15 protein-coding genes are annotated in these 17,675 nt (G+C 68.0%); 4 read left to right on the top strand and 11 right to left on the bottom strand.

The genetic code is table 11. From position 1 onward, the window contains the following. Positions 1-158 precede the first annotated feature (158 nt). Positions 159-875, top strand: coding sequence for a bifunctional 2-polyprenyl-6-hydroxyphenol methylase/3-demethylubiquinol 3-O-methyltransferase UbiG (ubiG, locus tag C7R54_RS26320; protein ID WP_129153881.1), 717 nt, complete (start codon positions 159-161; stop codon positions 873-875). After that, positions 872-1,546 (top strand): HAD-IA family hydrolase, encoded by a 675-nt coding sequence (locus C7R54_RS26315; protein ID WP_129153880.1) that lies wholly within the window; start codon positions 872-874, stop codon positions 1,544-1,546. The genes ubiG and C7R54_RS26315 overlap by 4 nt, the downstream gene beginning before the upstream one ends. Here the strand turns inward: C7R54_RS26315 and C7R54_RS26310 are convergent. Beyond that, positions 1,543-2,784 carry a YbfB/YjiJ family MFS transporter gene (locus tag C7R54_RS26310; RefSeq protein ID WP_129153879.1) on the bottom strand — a complete coding sequence of 414 codons (1,242 nt, stop codon included), beginning with the start codon at positions 2,782-2,784 and terminating at the stop codon, positions 1,543-1,545. The genes C7R54_RS26315 and C7R54_RS26310 overlap by 4 nt on opposite strands. A 239-nt stretch (positions 2,785-3,023) precedes the next feature. Between C7R54_RS26310 and C7R54_RS26305 the strand changes: the two genes are divergently transcribed. Further along, positions 3,024-3,899, top strand: a complete 876-nt coding sequence (locus C7R54_RS26305; protein WP_129153878.1) for a LysR family transcriptional regulator — start codon at positions 3,024-3,026, stop codon at positions 3,897-3,899. Positions 3,900-3,910: 11 nt separating this feature from the next. Here C7R54_RS26305 and C7R54_RS26300 read toward each other — a convergent pair whose 3' ends face one another. From C7R54_RS26300 to C7R54_RS26290, 3 genes are all read right to left on the bottom strand, one after another. Then, positions 3,911-5,587 carry an amidase gene (locus tag C7R54_RS26300; protein WP_129153877.1) on the bottom strand — a complete coding sequence of 559 codons (1,677 nt, stop codon included), beginning with the start codon at positions 5,585-5,587 and terminating at the stop codon, positions 3,911-3,913. 84 nt (positions 5,588-5,671) lie between these two features. Further along, positions 5,672-6,694, bottom strand: a complete 1,023-nt coding sequence (locus C7R54_RS26295) for a Bug family tripartite tricarboxylate transporter substrate binding protein (protein WP_129153876.1) — start codon at positions 6,692-6,694, stop codon at positions 5,672-5,674. A 53-nt stretch (positions 6,695-6,747) separates the two neighbouring features. Then, positions 6,748-8,073 carry an MmgE/PrpD family protein gene (locus C7R54_RS26290; protein ID WP_129153875.1) on the bottom strand — a complete coding sequence of 442 codons (1,326 nt, stop codon included), beginning with the start codon at positions 8,071-8,073 and terminating at the stop codon, positions 6,748-6,750. Between the two features lie 233 nt (positions 8,074-8,306). Between C7R54_RS26290 and C7R54_RS26285 the strand changes: the two genes are divergently transcribed. Continuing rightward, positions 8,307-9,206, top strand: a complete 900-nt coding sequence (locus tag C7R54_RS26285) for a LysR family transcriptional regulator (RefSeq protein WP_240039726.1) — start codon at positions 8,307-8,309, stop codon at positions 9,204-9,206. A 37-nt stretch (positions 9,207-9,243) separates the two neighbouring features. Here C7R54_RS26285 and C7R54_RS26280 read toward each other — a convergent pair whose 3' ends face one another. From C7R54_RS26280 to C7R54_RS26250, 7 genes are all read right to left on the bottom strand, one after another. Continuing rightward, positions 9,244-9,477, bottom strand: a complete 234-nt coding sequence (locus tag C7R54_RS26280; RefSeq protein ID WP_129153873.1) for a DUF3820 family protein — start codon at positions 9,475-9,477, stop codon at positions 9,244-9,246. 128 nt (positions 9,478-9,605) lie between these two features. Then, complete coding sequence (locus C7R54_RS26275) at positions 9,606-10,415, bottom strand: class II aldolase/adducin family protein (protein WP_129153872.1); 810 nt, start codon at positions 10,413-10,415, stop codon at positions 9,606-9,608. 165 nt (positions 10,416-10,580) lie between these two features. Continuing rightward, the gene (locus tag C7R54_RS26270) at positions 10,581-11,987 is read right to left on the bottom strand and encodes an amidase (RefSeq protein WP_129153871.1); all 1,407 of its coding nucleotides are present in this window, start codon (positions 11,985-11,987) and stop codon (positions 10,581-10,583) included. Continuing rightward, positions 11,971-13,314, bottom strand: coding sequence for an MFS transporter (locus C7R54_RS26265; RefSeq protein WP_129153870.1), 1,344 nt, complete (start codon positions 13,312-13,314; stop codon positions 11,971-11,973). Before C7R54_RS26265 ends, C7R54_RS26270 begins: the two co-directional genes overlap by 17 nt. Before the next feature lie 96 nt (positions 13,315-13,410). After that, positions 13,411-14,319: a LysR family transcriptional regulator gene (locus C7R54_RS26260; RefSeq protein WP_192903749.1), complete on the bottom strand. Its 909-nt coding sequence runs from the start codon at positions 14,317-14,319 to the stop codon at positions 13,411-13,413. 124 nt (positions 14,320-14,443) lie between these two features. Next, the gene (locus C7R54_RS29400; RefSeq protein WP_129153868.1) at positions 14,444-16,093 is read right to left on the bottom strand and encodes a methyl-accepting chemotaxis protein; all 1,650 of its coding nucleotides are present in this window, start codon (positions 16,091-16,093) and stop codon (positions 14,444-14,446) included. A 160-nt stretch (positions 16,094-16,253) separates the two neighbouring features. Next, a complete protein-coding gene (locus C7R54_RS26250; protein ID WP_129153867.1) occupies positions 16,254-17,675 on the bottom strand; it encodes a cytochrome c in 1,422 nt (473 codons plus the stop codon).

Genomic DNA, 17,675 nt, shown 5'->3' with positions numbered 1-17,675 from the left:
CGGCAGGGGGCCGCCCCAGGAAGATGCTTTCTGCTCCTGTTGGCCCTTCTGGCCCGCCTGGCCCTTTTTCCCCCGCGACACCCGCGCGCGGTGCGGGCCCCGGCGCCTCGCTATATACGCTCTATATAATTAGTGGCTGATTTATTCCCCGGATAGCGATGAGCACCTCTACTGAATCCCGCGTGAACGTTGACCAGGCCGAGTTGGCCAAATTCAGTGCCCTGGCGGCGCGCTGGTGGGATCCGGACAGCGAATTCGCGCCCTTGCACGCGATCAACCCCCTGCGCCTGGACTGGATCCAGGAAATCGCCGGCAGCCTGGACGGCAAGCAGGTCCTGGACGTGGGTTGCGGCGGCGGCATCCTGGCCGAGAGCATGGCGGCGGCGGGCGCCACCGTGACCGGCATCGACCTGGCGGAGAAATCCCTCAAGGTGGCTCGACTGCACGGCCTCGAATCCGGCGTGAAAGTCGAGTACCGCGCCGTGCCGGTGGAAGACCTGGCGCGCGAGCAACCCGAACGCTACGACGTCGTGACGTGCATGGAGATGCTGGAGCACGTGCCGGATCCGGCCTCCATCGTGCGGGCCTGCGCGGACCTGGCCAAGCCTGGCGGCTGGGTCTTTTTCTCCACCTTGAATCGCAATCCCAAGTCCTTCCTCTACGCCATCGTGGGCGCCGAGCATGTCCTGCGGCTGCTGCCCAGGGGAACGCACAGCTACGAGAATTTCATCAAGCCCAGCGAGCTGGCTGCCGCGGTACGGCAGTCCGGCCTGGCCGCGGTGCGCATGGCCGGGATGCAGTACAACCCGTTCACCAAGGTCTACGGGTTGTCCGGCGACACCTCGGTCAACTACCTGATGGCGACCCGCAAATGAAATCGCTGATTCTTTTCGACTTCGACGGCACGCTGGCCGATACCGCCCCCGACCTGGCGGCCGCGGCCAACCGGCAACGCACCCGCCGCGGCCTGGAACCGATGCCCTTCGAGATCCTGCGCCCCGTGGCGTCGCAAGGCGCACGCGGCCTGCTGCGCGTCGCCTTGGACATGCTGCCGGACCATCCGGAATTCGAGGCCACCCGCGCCGACTTCCTGGCGGACTACGCCGCCAACTCCACCGTGCATAGCCGGCTTTTTCCCGGCATCGCGGAGTTGTTGCGCGACATCGAGGCGCGCGGCCATGCCTGGGGCATCGTCACCAACAAGGTGACCTATCTGGCCGAACCGGTCGTTGCCCACCTGGGATTGGCGCAATCCACGGCGGTCCTGGTCTGCGGCGATACCGTGGGCCGCGCCAAGCCCTACCCCGACCCCTTGCTGCATGCCGCCAAGGCGGCGGGGTATACGCCGGATCGTTGCGTCTATATCGGCGACGACCTGCGCGACGTGCAGGCCGCGCACGCGGCCGGGATGCCCGCCATCGCAGCGGCCTATGGCTATCTTGGCGGCGACGAGGACATCACCTTGTGGGAAGCCGACGCACGCGCGGACCATCCGGGGGAATTGTGGGCTGCCATCGAAGGCCTGCTGCCCACCGACGCAGCCTAGGCAGCACCATCGTCGGGGCGGGCCGTGGCAGCCACCGCCACGTCGATCAGCAAGGCCAGCACCATGGCCGCGGTCCCAAGAATGAAAAGCTGCGCGTAGTCATGGCCGTTGCTGGAGAAGAGGAAGGACAGACCGTAGGCGGCCACGGCCTGGAAGAGCGCGAAGCCCACCGTCGCCGTGCGCCAGGCCGGCCCCTGTTGCGCCGGATGGTGCGCCAGCAATTCGTGCACGCGCCCCAGCACCAGCGGGACGGTGCCCGTGACGAAGGCCCCGACCACCATGCTGGAAGCGACCAGCCAGCCTTCGCTCCAGCCCAGGGCCGGCACGAGGACCGCCAAGGCTTCGAGGATGAAGGCCAGGCGCAGGGCCCAGCCGAACCCCACCCTGTCGGCCAGCAGCCCCGCCAGGACCGGCCCCACGGTCGCGCCTATGCCGAACAACACCCAGTACTGCGCCCCCGCCTGCAAGCCCTTGCCCAGGCCACGCGCCACGAAGTCGACCAGGAAGATCATGTGCGGCACCCAGCCGGCGGCGTTCAGCGCGTACTCGGCGTAAAGGGCACGCAAGGTCCGCCCATGCGCCGCCGGGGCGCGATGATGCGCGGGCGCCGAGGGCGCTGAAGGCGCAGCCTGGCTGCCGCCCGCGGGCCATCCCTTCCACGCGATCGCCGTCAGCGCCAGGGACAGCACGCCCAGGCCCAGCCAGGTCGCGCCCACGCCCTGGCGCAGCCATAGCGGCACCAACGTGCCGGACAAGGCCACCCCTGCGCCCACTCCCGTGAAAATGATGCCCCCCGCCAGCCCGCGCCGCGACGGCGGCACCAGCGGCAATACGGCAGGCGCGGCCAACACCATCAGCGCACCGCCCGCCAGGCCGGCAAGAAAGCGCCACGCGAAGAACCAGGCGAAAGACAGCGGATAGGCGCAGGCGAAGAACGCGGCGGTCGCCAGCAGCATCATGGCGCGCAGGATGACGGCGCTGGACATGCGCGCCGCCAGTGGTCTGCCTGCCAGCGCGCCGGCCAGGTAGCCGGCGAGGTTGGCGGCGCCCAGGTACGCGGCCACCGAAGGCGCGAACCAGTGCGCGTCGATGATGGCCGGCAGCAAAGGCGTATAGGCGAAGCGCGCCAACCCTATTCCCACCAGGCTGGCGCTGAAGCCCGCCACGATGCCCCAGGCCGCACCTGCCTGGCCCTTGCGCGCCGCCCCGGTGGAGCGCGATGTCGTCGACCCGTCCATGGTCAACATCCTTCTTCAAATCAGATAGGTGCAGCTTACGCGCCATCATTTATCTGAAGAAGCGAATATATTTGATTGTGGCTATCTGTATTTATGATATGCCCGCGACAGGCGTCGGCGCGTTAACGTGGTGACGCTAGCGCCGAGCGCCGAGCAGTGAGCAGTGAGCAGTGAGCGGTGAGCGACAACAGCGACGGTAGCGGCCGTCGCGGACCAACGCACTTTATACGAGCAATACCATGGACCTGGCTGATCTCAAGACCTTCGAAGCCGTCGCGCGGCACGGCAGCATGAACAAGGCCGCGGCGGAATTGCACACCGTCCAATCCAACGTCACGGCGAGAATCCGTGCGCTGGAGGAAGAATTGGGGCTGCCGCTCTTCCAGCGGCACCCGCGCGGCGTCGCCATGACGGCCGCGGGCCAGCGCGTGCTGCCCTATGCGGGGCGTATCGCCCGGTTGCTGGCGGAAGCGGGTACGGCGGCGCGCGACGACGGCCGGCCGCAAGGGACGTTGACGCTGGGGGCGCTGGAGACGACCACGGCCCTGCGGCTGTCGCCCGCGTTGACGGCCTATGCCCGTGCCTATCCCGACGTGCGATTGGTGATGTCCACGGGCACCACCGCGCAACTCGTGCAGGATGTCATCGACTATCGCTACGACGGCGCCTTCGTCGCCGGCCCCGTCCATCATCCGGGCCTGGCGGCCACGCCGGTCTTCGTCGAGGAGCTCGTCATGGTCGCCTGCCCCGCGCTGAAGTCCTTGAAGGACCTTGCGGGCCTGCCCGACTTGCGCACGATCGTATTCCAGGCGGGCTGCTCCTATCGGCAGCGTCTGGAGGCCTTTCTCGCCGAAAGAGGCATCGTGGCCACGCAGCCGCTGGAGTTCGGGTCGCTGGACACGATCGTGAGCTGCGTATCGGCCGGCATAGGCGTGACCCTGCTGCCGCGGCTGGTGGTGGCGGACGCCGCCAAGGCGGGACGGGTAAGCCTGCACAAGTTGCCGCCGCAACAGGCCAGGGTCGAGACGCAGTTCGTGCGCCGCCAGGATGCCTACGTGTCCAGCGCCTTGACGGCCTTCCTGGATACCTTGCGCGCCCATCACAAGCGACCCTGAGCCGAACCCCTCTACTCCTGATCCGCCTTGCGTTCACGCTGGCGCCGGGCCGACGCGCCGGCGTCACTGCGCTCGAACGCGGCGGCCAGCGCCAGCACCTTCGCGTCATCGCCGGGCCGGCCCAGGAAGGAAATGCCGACAGGCATATTGCCCGGCGCCCAGCCCCCGTTCACGGTGATCTCGGGAAAACCGGTCGCGGACGAGATCTTCCCCGCCGCGTAGGCGTAGGTCTTGCAGACGAAGGTCGGATCGGCCTTGCCCGGAACGACGGGCGCCGTGCAGGCGAGCGTGGGAAAGACCAGCGCGTCGTAGCCTCCCTGGTCCATCAACGCCAGCAGGCGGCCTTTCAAGGCGGGGATGACCACGCTCAGCATCCTGATGTAGGCTGGCGAATCCGTCGTATGCGTCTCCAGGTTTTCCACCAGCCCTTTGTAGCGGCCCGGATTGATCACCGTCGTTCCCTGCCCCGTCAGGCCGTCCAGCACGCGCAGGAATGACGGCAGGTCGCGGGGCTGCCCGACCGGCAGGCGCGCCAGGTAGGCCTCGAACTGCGGACGGAATTCGGCCAGCCCGATGGGGCCCAGCAGGTCCGGCTGCAAGGTGGCATAGTCCGCCGGAAGGCGAATATGGACGATGCGGGCGCCAGCCCGTTCCATCGCGGCGACGGCCTTGCGCTTGACCTCGTCCACGTCGGCGCTGCCGCCGTCGAAGTTGTCCACCACGCCGATCGACTTGCCGGCGAGGACGGCGCCGGCCAGCCCTGCCGACAGGCGGCCCGGCGAACGCGGGACATCGACCGTGGCGCCATCGTCCTTGTCCTCGCCCTGGATCGCGTCGAGCACGATGGCCTGGTCGTCCACGGTCCTGGTGATCACGCCGGCCACATCCGAGGTGAGCGACATGGGAATGATCCCCGAACGGCTCACCAGGCCCAGGGTGGTCCGCATTCCCACCGTCGCGGTGACGCTGGCGGGCGCGCGTATGGACCCGGTCGTGTCGGTCCCCAGCGCGAAGGGCGCGTACCCGGCGGCCACGGCGGCCGCCGAGCCGCTGCTGGATCCGTCCGCCGTCCGCAGGGGGTTGTAGGGGTTCAATGTCTGGCCTCCCACCGAGCTGTACCCATACCAGCCATAGGAAGCCGCCAACTCGGACAAATTGGTCTTGCCCAGCAGGATGGCGCCTTGATCCAGCAGGCGCTGTATCACGAAGGCGTTCGTCGCCGGCGCCGATGTGCGCAGTGCGAGGGAGCCGCCCGTCGTGGGCATGCCCGCGGCATCGTAGTTGTCCTTGGCCAGGAAAGGGATGCCGCCCAGGGCGGCGCCCGGCTGGACCGCGCCGCGCTGCCCGCGTCCAGCGTCCCACGCCTTGGCCTGCGCCATGGCGTGGGGATTGATTTCGATCACCGCGTGCGGTCCCTGGTCACGACGGTCGCCGGCTTCGATGCGGGCCAGATAGGCGCCGACCAGGTCCTCGGCGCTGAGGGCGCCACTGTCCAGCGCGGCGCGCAACTGCGGCAAACTCATCGCCACGATCTTGCCGGGCGGCATGCCCGCCGCCCATGCGGTGGCATGGAGGCCGGCAAGCGCCAGCGTGCTCGCCGCGAGGCGAAGGCGCGTATGCCGGCGCCTGGTGCGGCAGTGGGTGCGGCGCGGGTCGGGCGTAGGGGCGAGGGTCGACGTGGCATGCATGGCGCAGGCTCCAGGAAGGCAGGGATGCGGGAAGGGAAACGGGAAGGGAAACGGGTGCGTCGAGGCGGACGGCGCTACGTCCTGCTAGTCGACCTGTGCGCCCGACGCCTTGACCACGGGCGCCCATTTGGCGCGCTCTTCGCGCAGCAGGGCGGCAAAGGACGCGGGGTCGCCGCCGAACGTGCCGGGCGCGCGGTCCACACCCATGACCAGCAGCTGCCTGGCCACCGCGGGGCTTTGCATCGCCTTGTTCACCTGCCCGTTGGGTTCAGCCGCGACGGCGGCGGGGATGCCGGCGGGCCCGACCAGCCCGAACACGACGCTTGCGTCCATGCCCGGGTAGCCGGCCTGCGCCATGGTGGGCACATCCTTGAGCGCGCTCAGCCGCTCCGGCGCCGTCACCGCCAGGGCGCGCACCTTGCCGCCCTGTATCATGGGCAACGCCACCGGCACCGATGCGAAGAACATATCCACCTGGCCGCCGATCAGGTCGGTCAATGCCGGCGCCGCACCGCGATAGGGAACGTGCAGCATGTTGAGGCGGGCCTGGCTTTTCCACAGTTCGCCGACCAGGTGCGCCAAGGTCCCGTTGCCGGAGGAGGCAAACGATATCGTCCCCTTCCTGCCCGCCGCCACGAGTTTCTCCACGCTGTCATAGGGCCCCCCCTCATGGGGGCCATCAAGCGACGTGAGCAGCACCAGCGGCACCTTGGCGAGCAAGGCGATGGGCTGCATGTCCTTCTCGATATCGTACGGGATCCGGTGATACAGGAACTCGTTGACGATCATGTTGCTGGATTCGCCCAAGGCCAGCGTATAGCCGTCCGGCGGCGCCCGGAAGGCCTGGTCGAACCCGATATTCCCCCCGCCGCCGGGACGATTTTCGGCGATCACGTTCCATTTGGCGGACTCCGCGAGGGCACTGGCCATCAACCGCGCCATGGCATCCGTGCCTCCGCCCGGCGGCGCCGGCACGATGAGCCGGATGGGCTTGGCGGGAAAGTCCCCAGCCAGGCTGGCGCCCGACGCGGCCAAGGCGCCCAGCGCCAGGGTCGAACGCAACACCGTGCGCCGGCGAGGGTCGATATCGTTGGTCATGATGTTCATGGTCCCTATCCCTTGAAATGTCGTTGTGAGTAATCCAGGTAGGCGCCGCGCCGTCACGGCGCGGCCAGTCCGGCCATGCCCAATGCACGCAGCAAGGGGCCGCTGTCGCCGGCGCGCAGGTCGCCGAGCGCGTCGAGCACCCCCTGCTGGCTCGCGCGAGACAGCCGCAGCCGCGTGGCCACGCGAAACTTGCGTTCCAGGTCGCCCCAGTCCAGCGGCGTGCCCGGGTCGCCCCGGGGGTCCATCACCGGCGAGGCCAGGCGCCGGCCGTTGCGGAGCACCACGGCGACGCTGGCCGGCGAGCGGGCGGGAAAAAGCGGTTCGATATCGGCGTCGTGCTCCACCGCGATCCGCGCCGCCAGTTCGCGCACCGTGGCGTCGCCAAGGTGGTCCGCGGACAGCGGCAACAGGGCATCGCCGCCGTGCACCGCGCACAAGGCCAGGCAGTAGGGAACGCTGTATTGGGCCTCCACCAGCGTGCCGGGGGCCGGACGGTTGGCCAGGTTGAAGGTGGCGCGATAGGTGCGGACCTTCATCTCCACGATGTCCCGCGCGTCCAGCCCGTGCCGGGCCCGCAAATGCAGCCATGCTTCCAATGGCGCATGGATATGGCGGCAGCATCCGAACGGCTTGAAGTAGACGCCATGGATCAAGGGCGTCCCGCCCAGGTCCTGCAGCAGCACGCGCGGATCGAATAGCCGCGCGTCGTCCAGGACGGCGACCGGGCCCGCATACCCGGCCATGGCCAGGCGCAGCGCCGCCCACCCGCCGGCGACGCCGGCCGGGATGCCCTCCTTCACGTCCGACCCGGCAAGACCGGCCAGGGCAGGCAGGGCGGGCGCGGTCTGCGCGGCGATCGCCAGGGCATGCGCGATGACGCCGGGGTCCAGGCCCAGCATTTTTCCGGCGGCCGCCACCACGGCGTAGCCGGACCACGCGCCGGAAGGCGCGTACGCCGGCCGGGACATGGCCAGGCGCAAGCCGACCTCGTAACCGGCCACCACCGCCGCGACCAGGTCCGCCACCGTGTGGCCGGGGCGCTCGCCCGCCAAGCCGAGAACGGCGGGAATGACCGCCGCGCCAGGATGTCCACGCGCCTGCCGGTAGCCGTCGTCCAGGTCGAGCGCGGCCGTCGCCGCGCTGTTGGCGAACAAGGCGGCGGCGGTGCTGACCGCCTGGCCCGTAAACCACATGGGCGTCCGGCCGTCGCCATACAGTGTGCGCGCGGCCTCTTGGGTCGCCTTCACGGCGGGCAGGTCCAGCGCGGCGCCCGCGCTGGCGAGGGCGTCCAGGATGCAGCGCAATACAGCTTCCCTGGTACGAGCATCGATATCCCGAGGGTCCAGGTCGGCAACGTAGCGCCCAAGCCGAAGCGCCATCCGGGTGGCCGGGGCGGTTGCGGATCCAGTGGCGGGTTCAGTCGCGGGTTCAGTCGCTGAAAACCTCGAATCATTACTTGTCAGCATAATTTGGCATCGGCATCATGGCCGAAATATTCTTCACTTCTCTTCGAAAGCAAGGCGGGGTATTCAAATGTTAATCACGCCCTGGTCTGTGAAATAGTGAAGAATCGATGCCTGCTTATGCCTTTGAGGTATAGATGAAAATTGAAATGAACATGCGCCACATCGAGGCGTTCCGGGCCGTCATGATTTCCGGCAGCGTCGTGGGGGCAGCCAGGCTGCTGAACGTCACGCAGCCCGGCGTCAGCCGCACGATCGGGCTGCTGGAACTACGGCTGGGGTACGCCCTGTTCCAGCGCAAGGGACGCCGGCTCGTGCCGACGCCGGAGGCCGAGGCGCTGTATCGCGAGGTGGAGCATCTCTACGTCGGCATCGACCGCATCACCCAGGTCGCCTACGACATCGGCCATCACCGCGCCGGCGCCCTGCGCGTGGCCACCCTGCCGGCCCTGGCGCAATGGTTCATACCCAGGCTGATCGCCCTGTTCCTGGAAACGCGCCCCAAGGTCCGCGTCTTCGTGCAGACCTTGCCTTCGACCCAGATCGCCGAGCTTGTGGCGACCAGGCAGTTCGATATCGGCGTGGTGGAACTGCCCATGTCCAAGTCGGGGGTCAGCGTGCGGCCGCTGCCAGCGAGCCGCATCGTCGCGGTCCTGCCGGCGCGCCACCGGCTGGCAGGACAGGACCGGATCGCATTGCGCGACCTGGCCGGCGAGCGACTTGTGCTGCCCTCCCCGCAAAGCTATCTGCGCTACCAGATCGACGATGCCTTCAATCGCCAGGGCATTACTCCGGACGTGGTCGCGGAGACCCCGACATCGCCCCTGGTCTGCGCCCTGGTGGCGGAAGGCTCGGGCGTCGGCCTGGTGTCGGCCTGGACGCCCATGCCGAACGATGATGCGCGCATCGTGCAAAGGCCGCTGAAGGAAAGGCTGCACTCGCAATATGCCTGCATGCGGCCGGAAAACGCCGTCCCCATGGCGCTGGCCGACGAATTCCAGGCCCTGCTCGAAACACGCATGCAGGCCATGGCGCCGCGAAACGCGTAGGCGAAAGATCAGCCCCGGGCGCGGCGCGGGCGCGGCGTCATGCCTGGCGCCTGGGCGCCCCGCCGGCGCGCAGCGGATCCAGCAAGGGCTTGAGCCCGTTGTGGTCCAGTTCGTGCATCAGGGCCAGCAACTGGCCCAGTTGCCCCGGCGGAAAACCCTCGCGCGCGAACCACGTCAGGTAATGCCCCGGCAGGTCGGCCAGCAGGCGGCCCTTGTACTTGCCGAATGGCATGGTCCAGGTGACGAGCAGCTTGAGGTCTTCGGGGTTCATGAATAAGCCCCCGCCGGGCGCGGTGCCCGCCCGGCGATCGGTTGGAGTGACAACCGCCGATAATACGCCATGCGAGCGGCCGGGAACCGTGGCGGCCGCGGCCGCCCCTTATCCCCCATATGCCGCGCTCAGTCGAACAGGTCCGGATCCGAACGCGTCACCGCATCGTAGATGGGCTGGAAATGCAGCCACGCCATGAAGGGGGTGCCCAGGTGCTTGGCGGAATGACGCGCGGCAGCCTCATTCATCGACCGTACGGGTGACCCGGTGGCTTCCGCCTTCAGCTGGATCTCGCACGCGCGTTCGGCGGCGATGAACCACCAGGCAGCCTCGTCCACACTTTCCCGGCCCGCCGAGAACAGGCCATGGTTCTGATGGATGGCGATCTTGCTGTTGCCGAACGCCTGCGCCACCGCATGGCCGGCGTCGCGCTCGACAACCACGGCGCCTGCCTCCTCCGTGATCAGCGCATGCTGCTCGAAGAAGCATGCCGCCGTCTGGGTGATAGGATCCAGCGGACGACCGAGTGCGGCCCAGGCCATGCCATGCGTGGTATGCGCGTGGCACGATGCGACCAACTGCGGATTGGCCTCGTGTATCGCCGCATGCAACACGAAACCCGCGCGATTGACCGCCCAGCTGCCCTCCAGGACCGTTCCCTCATGGTCGACCAGCAACAGGTCCGAAACACGCACCCGGCCGAAATCCATGGCGAAGGGATTGGTCCAGTAGAGATTGGGATGCTCCGGATCGCGCACGGTGACGTGGCCGGCGAAGCCGTATTCATAGCCATAGCGCGCGAACACGCGGCATACGGCGGCCAGGCGCTCCTTGCGGTGACGCCTTTCGGCCTCGACGGACGCGTGCTCCGGATACCTGGGGAAGTACAAACCCTCCTGGCGAGGGCGATAAACGGTCTTGGGTTGTGCACTGCTCAATTCGATTCTCCTGATCGCTGCCGCCGGTTCCACGGCGTACCATGGTTCTTGATATCCTTGCTGCCGCAACGGCCGCCGCCGCTCCTGGTCATGCCTTCGCTTTCGCTTCTGCTCACGCCTCTGCCCGCTGCTTGCGCCCTACTTCCGACGGGCGAATGTAAGCCTCTATGAATGCAAGCCTCCATGAATGTAGGCCTCCATATCCGCGCCGGGCTGCGCGCCCAGGCAGGCCTCGATCGCCTGCGCCAATGCCAGCGCGCGGCTTTCCTCGCCGTGCGGAACGACCACCTGCAGCCCCGCCGGCATGGCACCGGGTCGTGGCAGCGGCACGCTGACCGCGCACAGGCCCAGGTAGTTCACCGGCTGTGAGCACTGCGTCATGCCCATCGCCAGCGTCCAGTTCCTCTCCTTGTCCCCCAGCTCCGCCAGCGTGGGCGCCGTCACGGTCGTCGTCGGCGTGATCCATGCGGCACAGTTCGCGAAGCGCCGCGCGGCCGCGGCGGCATGCGCCGTCCGCCTGTTTTCCAGCGCCGCGACTTGCGCCTCGGTCACATCGAGACCGGCATCGCCCCGCGCGGCGACCAGCGGGTCCATGCGGCCACGTTCGGCACGAAAGCGCGCGGCGCCCAGCAAGCGGATCAAGCTGGCCGGGAGGGCCACGGGGAAATAGGCATCGCGGCCCGCGGCCTCGGGTACATCGATGTCGTGCAGCACCGCGCCGCCCCGCACCAGCGCATCCAGCGCGGACGCCGTCGCATCGGCAATCTCCGGCGCCAGGTCGCGCCAGAAATACGTGCGCGGCAGGCCGAACGCCACGCCGGCCAGGGCCTGCGGTGCGGGAGGCGCGTCGCCCTGCACCGCCGCATATGCCAGCGCGGCGTCCGCGGCGCTGGCGGTGATCAACCCGATGGTGTCCAGGGCATGGGAAAGCGGCAGGACACCGTCCAGGGGCCAACGGCCCGACCCGGTCTTCAGTCCCACCCGCCCGCACAGCGCGGCCGGCACGCGCACGCTGCCGCCCGTGTCGGTGCCGACGGCCAGCGCGCAAAGACCCGCGGCCATGGCCGCGGCGGCTCCCGAGCTGGAACCGCCCGTGACCCGCTCCAGTCCTGAATCCCAGGGATTGCGTGGCGTGCCGCGCGGCGTGCTGGAGCCGGTAATGCCCAGCGCGAACTCGACGCTGCGGGTCTTGCCCAGGATGACGCAACCGAGTTCGCGCAAGCGCCGGACGAAGCTGCCTTCCTCGCGCGGCATCAAATCGCCGATATCGACGCGCGTGCCGGCGTATGCCGGCATCCCCGCGACGGCGAAGTTGTCCTTGATGGATACCGGCAGGCCCGCCAGCGGCCCGGGGTCCCGCCCTGCCGCCAAGGCGCTGTCCACCGCGCGGGCCGCCTCCAGGGCCGCCTTCTCGTCCACGTATTCGTAGGCGCGGATTTGCCGGTCCACTGCGCGGATACGGGCCAGGTAGGCTGCCACCGCCGCGGTCGCGGTCAGGCTGCCCGCTCGCAGTGCGCGCTGGTAGGCGGCAATGCCGCCCGCGGCGACAACCGGGTCAACGGCCAAGGACATGGCCCGCCCCCAGGTCGGCAGACCGTGCGGGGCCGTCCGGCGCGTCCACGGTGATGTCGCGGCGAGCGGTTTCCGGCGACAGCCAGGCCGTTGCCAGGCTGACCACCGCCGACAAGGCGATAAACCCGCCTATGGGCCAGATCGAACCCGACCAGGCCGTCAGCGCCGTGGCCACCAGCGGAGCGGTGCCATTGAAGATCGCGCCGCCGAACTGATAGCCGATGGAGGCGCCGGAATAGCGCACCCTGGTATCGAACAGTTCGGCGAAGTACGCCGACACCGATCCATATTGACCGTAGTTGGCCACGCCCAGTCCCAACGCCATCGCCAGCCAGAACAGCACGGGTATGCCCGTATCGATCAGCCACATCACCGGGAACACGACCAGCATGGCGAAGGTGACATAGGCCATGTAGACGCGCCGGCGACCATAGCGGTCGGACAAGCGCGCGGCGATGGGCACGGAAACCAGGCCCACCGCGCCGCCGATCACGTTGCCCATGGTGCTGACGCTGGTGGAAAAACCCAAGTGACCAACCGCATAGGTGGCGGCGAAGAAAGAATAGGTGCTGGAGCCCACGCCATCGATACAGCGCAGCAAGGCGACCCGCACGATGTTGCCTGGGCTGCGCAATACATCGCTGACCGGCCGCTGCGACTGGCCGCCTTGCGCCTTCAGCTTCTCGAAGGCGGGCGACTCCGCGATCTTCAGGCGGATGAACAGGCCGACGCACAGCAGCACGATGCTAAGCAGGAAAGGCACGCGCCAGCCCCAGGCCAGGAAGGCGTCCTGCGGCATCAGGGCGAACGCCGCAAAAGTGCCGGTGGACAGGATCAGGCCCGCCGGCGCTCCCATGTGCGCCGCACTGCCGTACAGGGCGCGCTTGTCCGGCGGCGCATGCTCCACCGCCATCAATACCGCCCCGCCCCACTCGCCGCCCACGGCGATGCCTTGCAGCAGGCGCAGTATCAGCAGGGCAATGGGAGCCCAGATGCCGATGCGGTCGTAGGTAGGCAGGAGTCCCACCAGCGTGGTGGAGACGCCCATGATCAGCAGGGTGGTCACCAGCACCGATTTGCGGCCCACACGGTCGCCGATATGCCCGAACAACGCCCCGCCGAAAGGACGGGCCAGGTAGCCGACGGCGAAGGTGGAGAAGGAAATCAGCGTTCCCACCAGGGGATCGTAGTTGGGGAAGAAGAGCTTGCTGAAAACCACGGCCGATGCAATGCCGTAGAGAAAAAAGTCGTACCACTCGACAGCCGTGCCGATAAAGCTGGCCCAGGCCACGGTACGGGCAGGATTGCCCGAGTGCATTTGCGCCATTTCCGCCTCGCGATGTTATTCAAATAGTGCGGGCCACTGTACGCGCTACGCCGGTCCTGGAAAATTCACCAATTCGTGGCAGGCCATAAACCAGGCTTATGTTGCACTGCGCGATCCCTCCCCCGCGGCCAGCATGGCGCGTAGATGCGCCATGAACTCGTCCATGATGCGCGACACCGGCCTGTGCCTGTGCTTGAGCAGCACGCTTTGCAACGTCACCGCCGGCGACAAGGGCCGGCTGACCAATCCCGGCAGCGGCATCGACGCCAGCAGGTCCGGCTCGACCAGTGCCACCCCGGCGCCGTGATAGGCCAGCATGATGCCGGTGACGGAAAGCCCCGTCTCCACGCTGATCGTCAGCGTGCGGCCAGCCTGCTCGCAAGCCCGGTCCACGTAGGGCCGGAGCAGGGCCTGCGGCATGTACGTGATGACAGGAATGCCGGCCAGGTCGGCAATGCTTATCGATGCCTGGGCGGCAAGGGGATGGCTGTCGGGCAGTACGCAGGCGATGCTGGCGGACGTCAGGACGCTCGTGTCCACCGCCGGATTGTCGACGGGCTGGTAGACGATGCCCAGGTCCACTTCGGACTGCATGACGCGCTCCACCACCAGAGGCGAACTGAGCGCCTGCAGTGCGATGCGCACGCCTGGCCGCTCCCGCGAGAACGTAGCGACGGCGCGCGCCAGGAAGCCATTGGCGATGGGAGAGGTGGCGGCTACGCTCAAAGTCCCCTTGAGGCCGCCCGCGAGGTCCTGGCTCAGCCGCTCAACCGCGCCCAGGCGCTCGAATATCGCGGCCACGTCGGGCAGCAGGGCCTGCGCTTCCGGGGTCGGCGTCAAGCGTCCATGCGAACGCAGGAACAGCGGCATGCCCAGCCTGGCCTCCAGGTGCTTGAGCACAGCGCTCACCGCCGGTTGCGTCACGCTAAGGCGCCGCGCGGCGCCGGTGATCGAACCGGTATGCATGATCGCGTAGAAGACTTCGATATGCCTCAGATTGATCATGGCGGGGATGTCGAACGAAGGAAAACGATTTCGCCGACATCGTAGCGCACGGCGGCGCGCACCCGGGCGTCCGGCATGGAGCCCCAGGTGCAAAACAAGCGCGCACGCCGGCGTGCCGCGCGCGCTACCCCGCCACCGCCTGCCCGGACAGCGCGGGCTCCACCGCCAGCCTGGCCGTGGAAATTCCGCCGAGGCGGTTCGCATCCGCCTCGATCACGTCGGCCGCCGACAGCTTGAACCGCGCCACCGCCGCCTTCAGCTCGCGGGCCTGGTCTTCCAGCGATGCCGTGGCCGCGGCGGCTTCCTCGACCAGCGCCGCGTTCTGCTGCGTGACTTCATCCATCTGGTTCACGGCGCGGTTGACCTGCTCGATGCCATCGGCCTGTTCCGACGACGCGGCGGCGATTTCGCCCATGATGTCCGTGACGCGCTGGACCGCGCCGACGATCTCCTGCATCGTGGAGCCGGCGCGTTCGGCCTGGTCCGACCCCATGCTTACCTTGCTGGTGGAGTCCTCGATCAACTGCTTGATTTCCTTGGCGGCCTGGGCGCTGCGCTGCGCCAGCGACCGCACTTCACCCGCCACGACGGCGAAGCCCTTGCCCTGCTCGCCGGCCCGCGCCGCCTCCACCGCCGCGTTCAAGGCCAGGATGTTGGTCTGGAAGGCAATGCCATCGATGACGTTGACGATATCGGCGATCTTCGAGGACCGCTGCGATATCTCGCGCATGGTGCCCACCACTTCATCCACCGCGACGCCGCCGCGCCGGGCAACGTCCATGCTGCTGGTGGAAAGCTGGTTGGCCTGGCGCGCGTTGTCCGCATTCTGCTTGACGGTCGACGCCAGCTCTTCCATGCTGGCGGCCGTTTCTTCCAGCGAAGCAGCTTGCTGCTCGGTGCGGCTGCTCAAGTCGGTATTGCCCGCGGCGATCTCGCGCGCGCCGGCGTCCATGTGCTCCACTCCCTGGCGCACCTGCCTGATCAGGTCGGCGAGGCTTTGCTGCAGGCTCTGCAAGCCACCCAGCATCTCGCCCATTTCATCGCGCGACTTGATGACGATGCGGGTGGTGAGGTCGCCGCCCGCCATGGCGCGAAAGGTGCGCAGCGCCTGCTCGATGGGAGACACGATGGCCTGGCGCAGCGACCGCCACACCAGTACGGAGATCACGACGACGAGCAGCAGGCTCACGCAGGTGATGGCGACGAAGCGGCGGAAGACATCCACGGACGTGTCGTACAGCGACTCCGCCCGCTTGGCCTGGTACGCCTGCAAGGCCGCCGACGCCTCGCTGGTGCCGTTGAACAAGTCCCGCATATTGCCCCAGGCCTTGGCGACGTCCTCGGGACGGCCGGCGTCGTGCGCGTTCACGATGGCCTTGTAGCCCTTGTCGGCAAAGGCCGTACGCTTGGCGCCGAGATCCGATGCCAGCCGCTTTTCCTCGGGATCGTCATCGGCCACCAGCTTCAGATAATCCGCCCAGGCCTTGTCCGACTGCTCGAACAGTTTCAGCGACCGCTTGGCCTGCTCACCGGCACCGGGGTTTTCGGGGCTGAGCCCCAGGCGGTAGATCGCAAGAAACCCCCGCGCGTTGTAGATGTCTGCTTGCGACACGGCGATCGCCGCCGCGAGCTCGCGCTTGTACATCGTCTGCTGCGTGTCGTTGCCGTAATTGAAACCCCACATCCCCATGCCGCCGCCCACGATGAGCAGCAAGGCCAGGAAACTGATCACGAGCGCAATACGGGCCTTGATGGAGAGATTGATTTTTTTCATGATGAAGGTCACATCTTCTTCCAGAAATGGCGAATGCACGGCTGCGCCCCCGTCAGGAACCGGAGCCGGCAAGGATGAGCGCCGTCGCCCGGATGGCATGCATCCAGACGATGGCGCCCCGTACTTTCAACAGCATGGCCCGCGCCGCAGGGACCTGGCCTCACGCCGTGCGACGCCGCCGGCCGAACCGGCTGAACCGCCACCCCAGCAACACGAGCAACACGACAACCGCGGCGCCCAGGCCGATGCGGGCATAGGTCACGATGGGGCCCGGCTGCGCGGGCTCGCGCAAGGCCTGCACCTGCGCCGCGGTCACCACGGGCGCCGCCGGATTGCCGAAGGTCTGGCGCACGTAGGTGGCAAGCATCGCGACTTCGTCGTTGTCCAGTTCGCGCGCGAAAGCGGGCATGCGGCGCGGCGTGTCCTTGTCCGAGCGGTAGACGCCGTCCAGGATGGCCATGACCAGATTGCCGGGATCATCACGCCCCACCGCCGATACATGCAGCAGCGATGGCGCCCCGCCCAGCGCCGCGCCCGTGCCGGACGCCTGGTGGCAGGAAGCGCAGTTGCCGCTGTACAGCGTGGCGCCCGTCGTCTTGCCCATGGTCGTACCGCGTATCCTTGCCTCGTCCGTGGCGGGCTTGCCGAAGGCATAGGCGGGCTGCGACGCCGTGCCGCCTGCCACCGGCGCGACCGATTTGATGTACATGGCAATGGCGTCCAGGTCGGCGTCGGACAGCTTGCTCAGGCTGTGGTCGATGGCTTCGGCCATCGGCCCCGCCGCCAGCGCATGGCCGGGCGCATGCCCCGTCTTGAGATACGCGACCAGGGTCTCCTGGCTCCAGCCGCCGATGCCATGAACGGGATCGCTGCTGATATTGGACGCGTACCACTTTCCCAGCGATGCGCCGCCGTATGCGCGGCTCTCGTCCTCGGCCATCAAGGCGTTGCGCGGGGTATGGCAAGTGGCGCAATGCGCCAGCGCTTCCGTCAGGTAGGCGCCCCGCAGCCACTGGTCGCTCTTGCCGGCCGGCGCTTCGAACCGCTTGTCGTTGTTGAACAGCAGGTTCCAGCCCTTCATCGACGCACGAATGTCGAAGGGAAAAGGCAGGCTGGTCCGCGGCGCGGGCAGGTCGACGGGCGCGACGCCTTTCATGAAATACGTATATAGCGCGTGCACATCGTCGTCGCTGATCCTGGTGTACGACGTGTACGGCATGGCCGGGTACAGGTTGGCGCCGTCGGCTCGCACGCCCTCGCGCAGGGCGCGCGCGAACTGCGCTTCCGTGTAGTTGCCGATGCCGGCCAGCCTGGATGGCGTGATGTTCGTCGACCAGATGGTACCGACAGGCGACGCGATGGGATTGCCGCCGGCATAGGATTTTCCGCCCGCGGCCGTATGGCAGGCCACGCAGTCCGCCGCGGTGGCCAGATAGGCCCCGCGCTGAACGAGCGTGGCTTCGTCCGCGGCGGCGGGGGGGGTCGCCGGCCCGGCGTTGGGAGCGGCCGAGGCCGCGCCGACCAGCGCCAGCGCGAGCATCACGCCGGCAGCGCGGCGCAGCGATGGGGATACCGTGGTCAT

Origin of the sequence: Achromobacter aloeverae (assembly GCF_004121055.1) — a bacterium.
Classification (GTDB): Bacteria; Pseudomonadota; Gammaproteobacteria; order Burkholderiales; family Burkholderiaceae_B; genus Bordetella_C; species Bordetella_C aloeverae.
Note: the sequence above shows the minus strand (reverse complement) of the source record. Positions and strands in the feature narration are given on the sequence as shown.

Coding starts and splice junctions, on each gene's coding strand:
- C7R54_RS26310 (WP_129153879.1), bottom strand. CDS start 2,784: ATGGACGGGTCGACGACATCGCGCTCCACCGGGGCGGCGCGCAAGGGC.
- C7R54_RS26315 (WP_129153880.1), top strand. CDS start 872: ATGAAATCGCTGATTCTTTTCGACTTCGACGGCACGCTGGCCGATACC.
- C7R54_RS26280 (WP_129153873.1), bottom strand. CDS start 9,477: ATGAACCCCGAAGACCTCAAGCTGCTCGTCACCTGGACCATGCCATTC.
- C7R54_RS26250 (WP_129153867.1), bottom strand. CDS start 17,675: ATGACCACGGTATCCCCATCGCTGCGCCGCGCTGCCGGCGTGATGCTC.
- C7R54_RS26265 (WP_129153870.1), bottom strand. CDS start 13,314: ATGGCGCAAATGCACTCGGGCAATCCTGCCCGTACCGTGGCCTGGGCC.
- C7R54_RS26270 (WP_129153871.1), bottom strand. CDS start 11,987: ATGTCCTTGGCCGTTGACCCGGTTGTCGCCGCGGGCGGCATTGCCGCC.
- C7R54_RS26300 (WP_129153877.1), bottom strand. CDS start 5,587: ATGCATGCCACGTCGACCCTCGCCCCTACGCCCGACCCGCGCCGCACC.
- C7R54_RS26305 (WP_129153878.1), top strand. CDS start 3,024: ATGGACCTGGCTGATCTCAAGACCTTCGAAGCCGTCGCGCGGCACGGC.
- C7R54_RS26295 (WP_129153876.1), bottom strand. CDS start 6,694: ATGAACATCATGACCAACGATATCGACCCTCGCCGGCGCACGGTGTTG.
- ubiG (WP_129153881.1), top strand. CDS start 159: ATGAGCACCTCTACTGAATCCCGCGTGAACGTTGACCAGGCCGAGTTG.
- C7R54_RS26260 (WP_192903749.1), bottom strand. CDS start 14,319: ATGATCAATCTGAGGCATATCGAAGTCTTCTACGCGATCATGCATACC.
- C7R54_RS26285 (WP_240039726.1), top strand. CDS start 8,307: ATGAACATGCGCCACATCGAGGCGTTCCGGGCCGTCATGATTTCCGGC.
- C7R54_RS26290 (WP_129153875.1), bottom strand. CDS start 8,073: ATGGCGCTTCGGCTTGGGCGCTACGTTGCCGACCTGGACCCTCGGGAT.
- C7R54_RS29400 (WP_129153868.1), bottom strand. CDS start 16,093: ATGAAAAAAATCAATCTCTCCATCAAGGCCCGTATTGCGCTCGTGATC.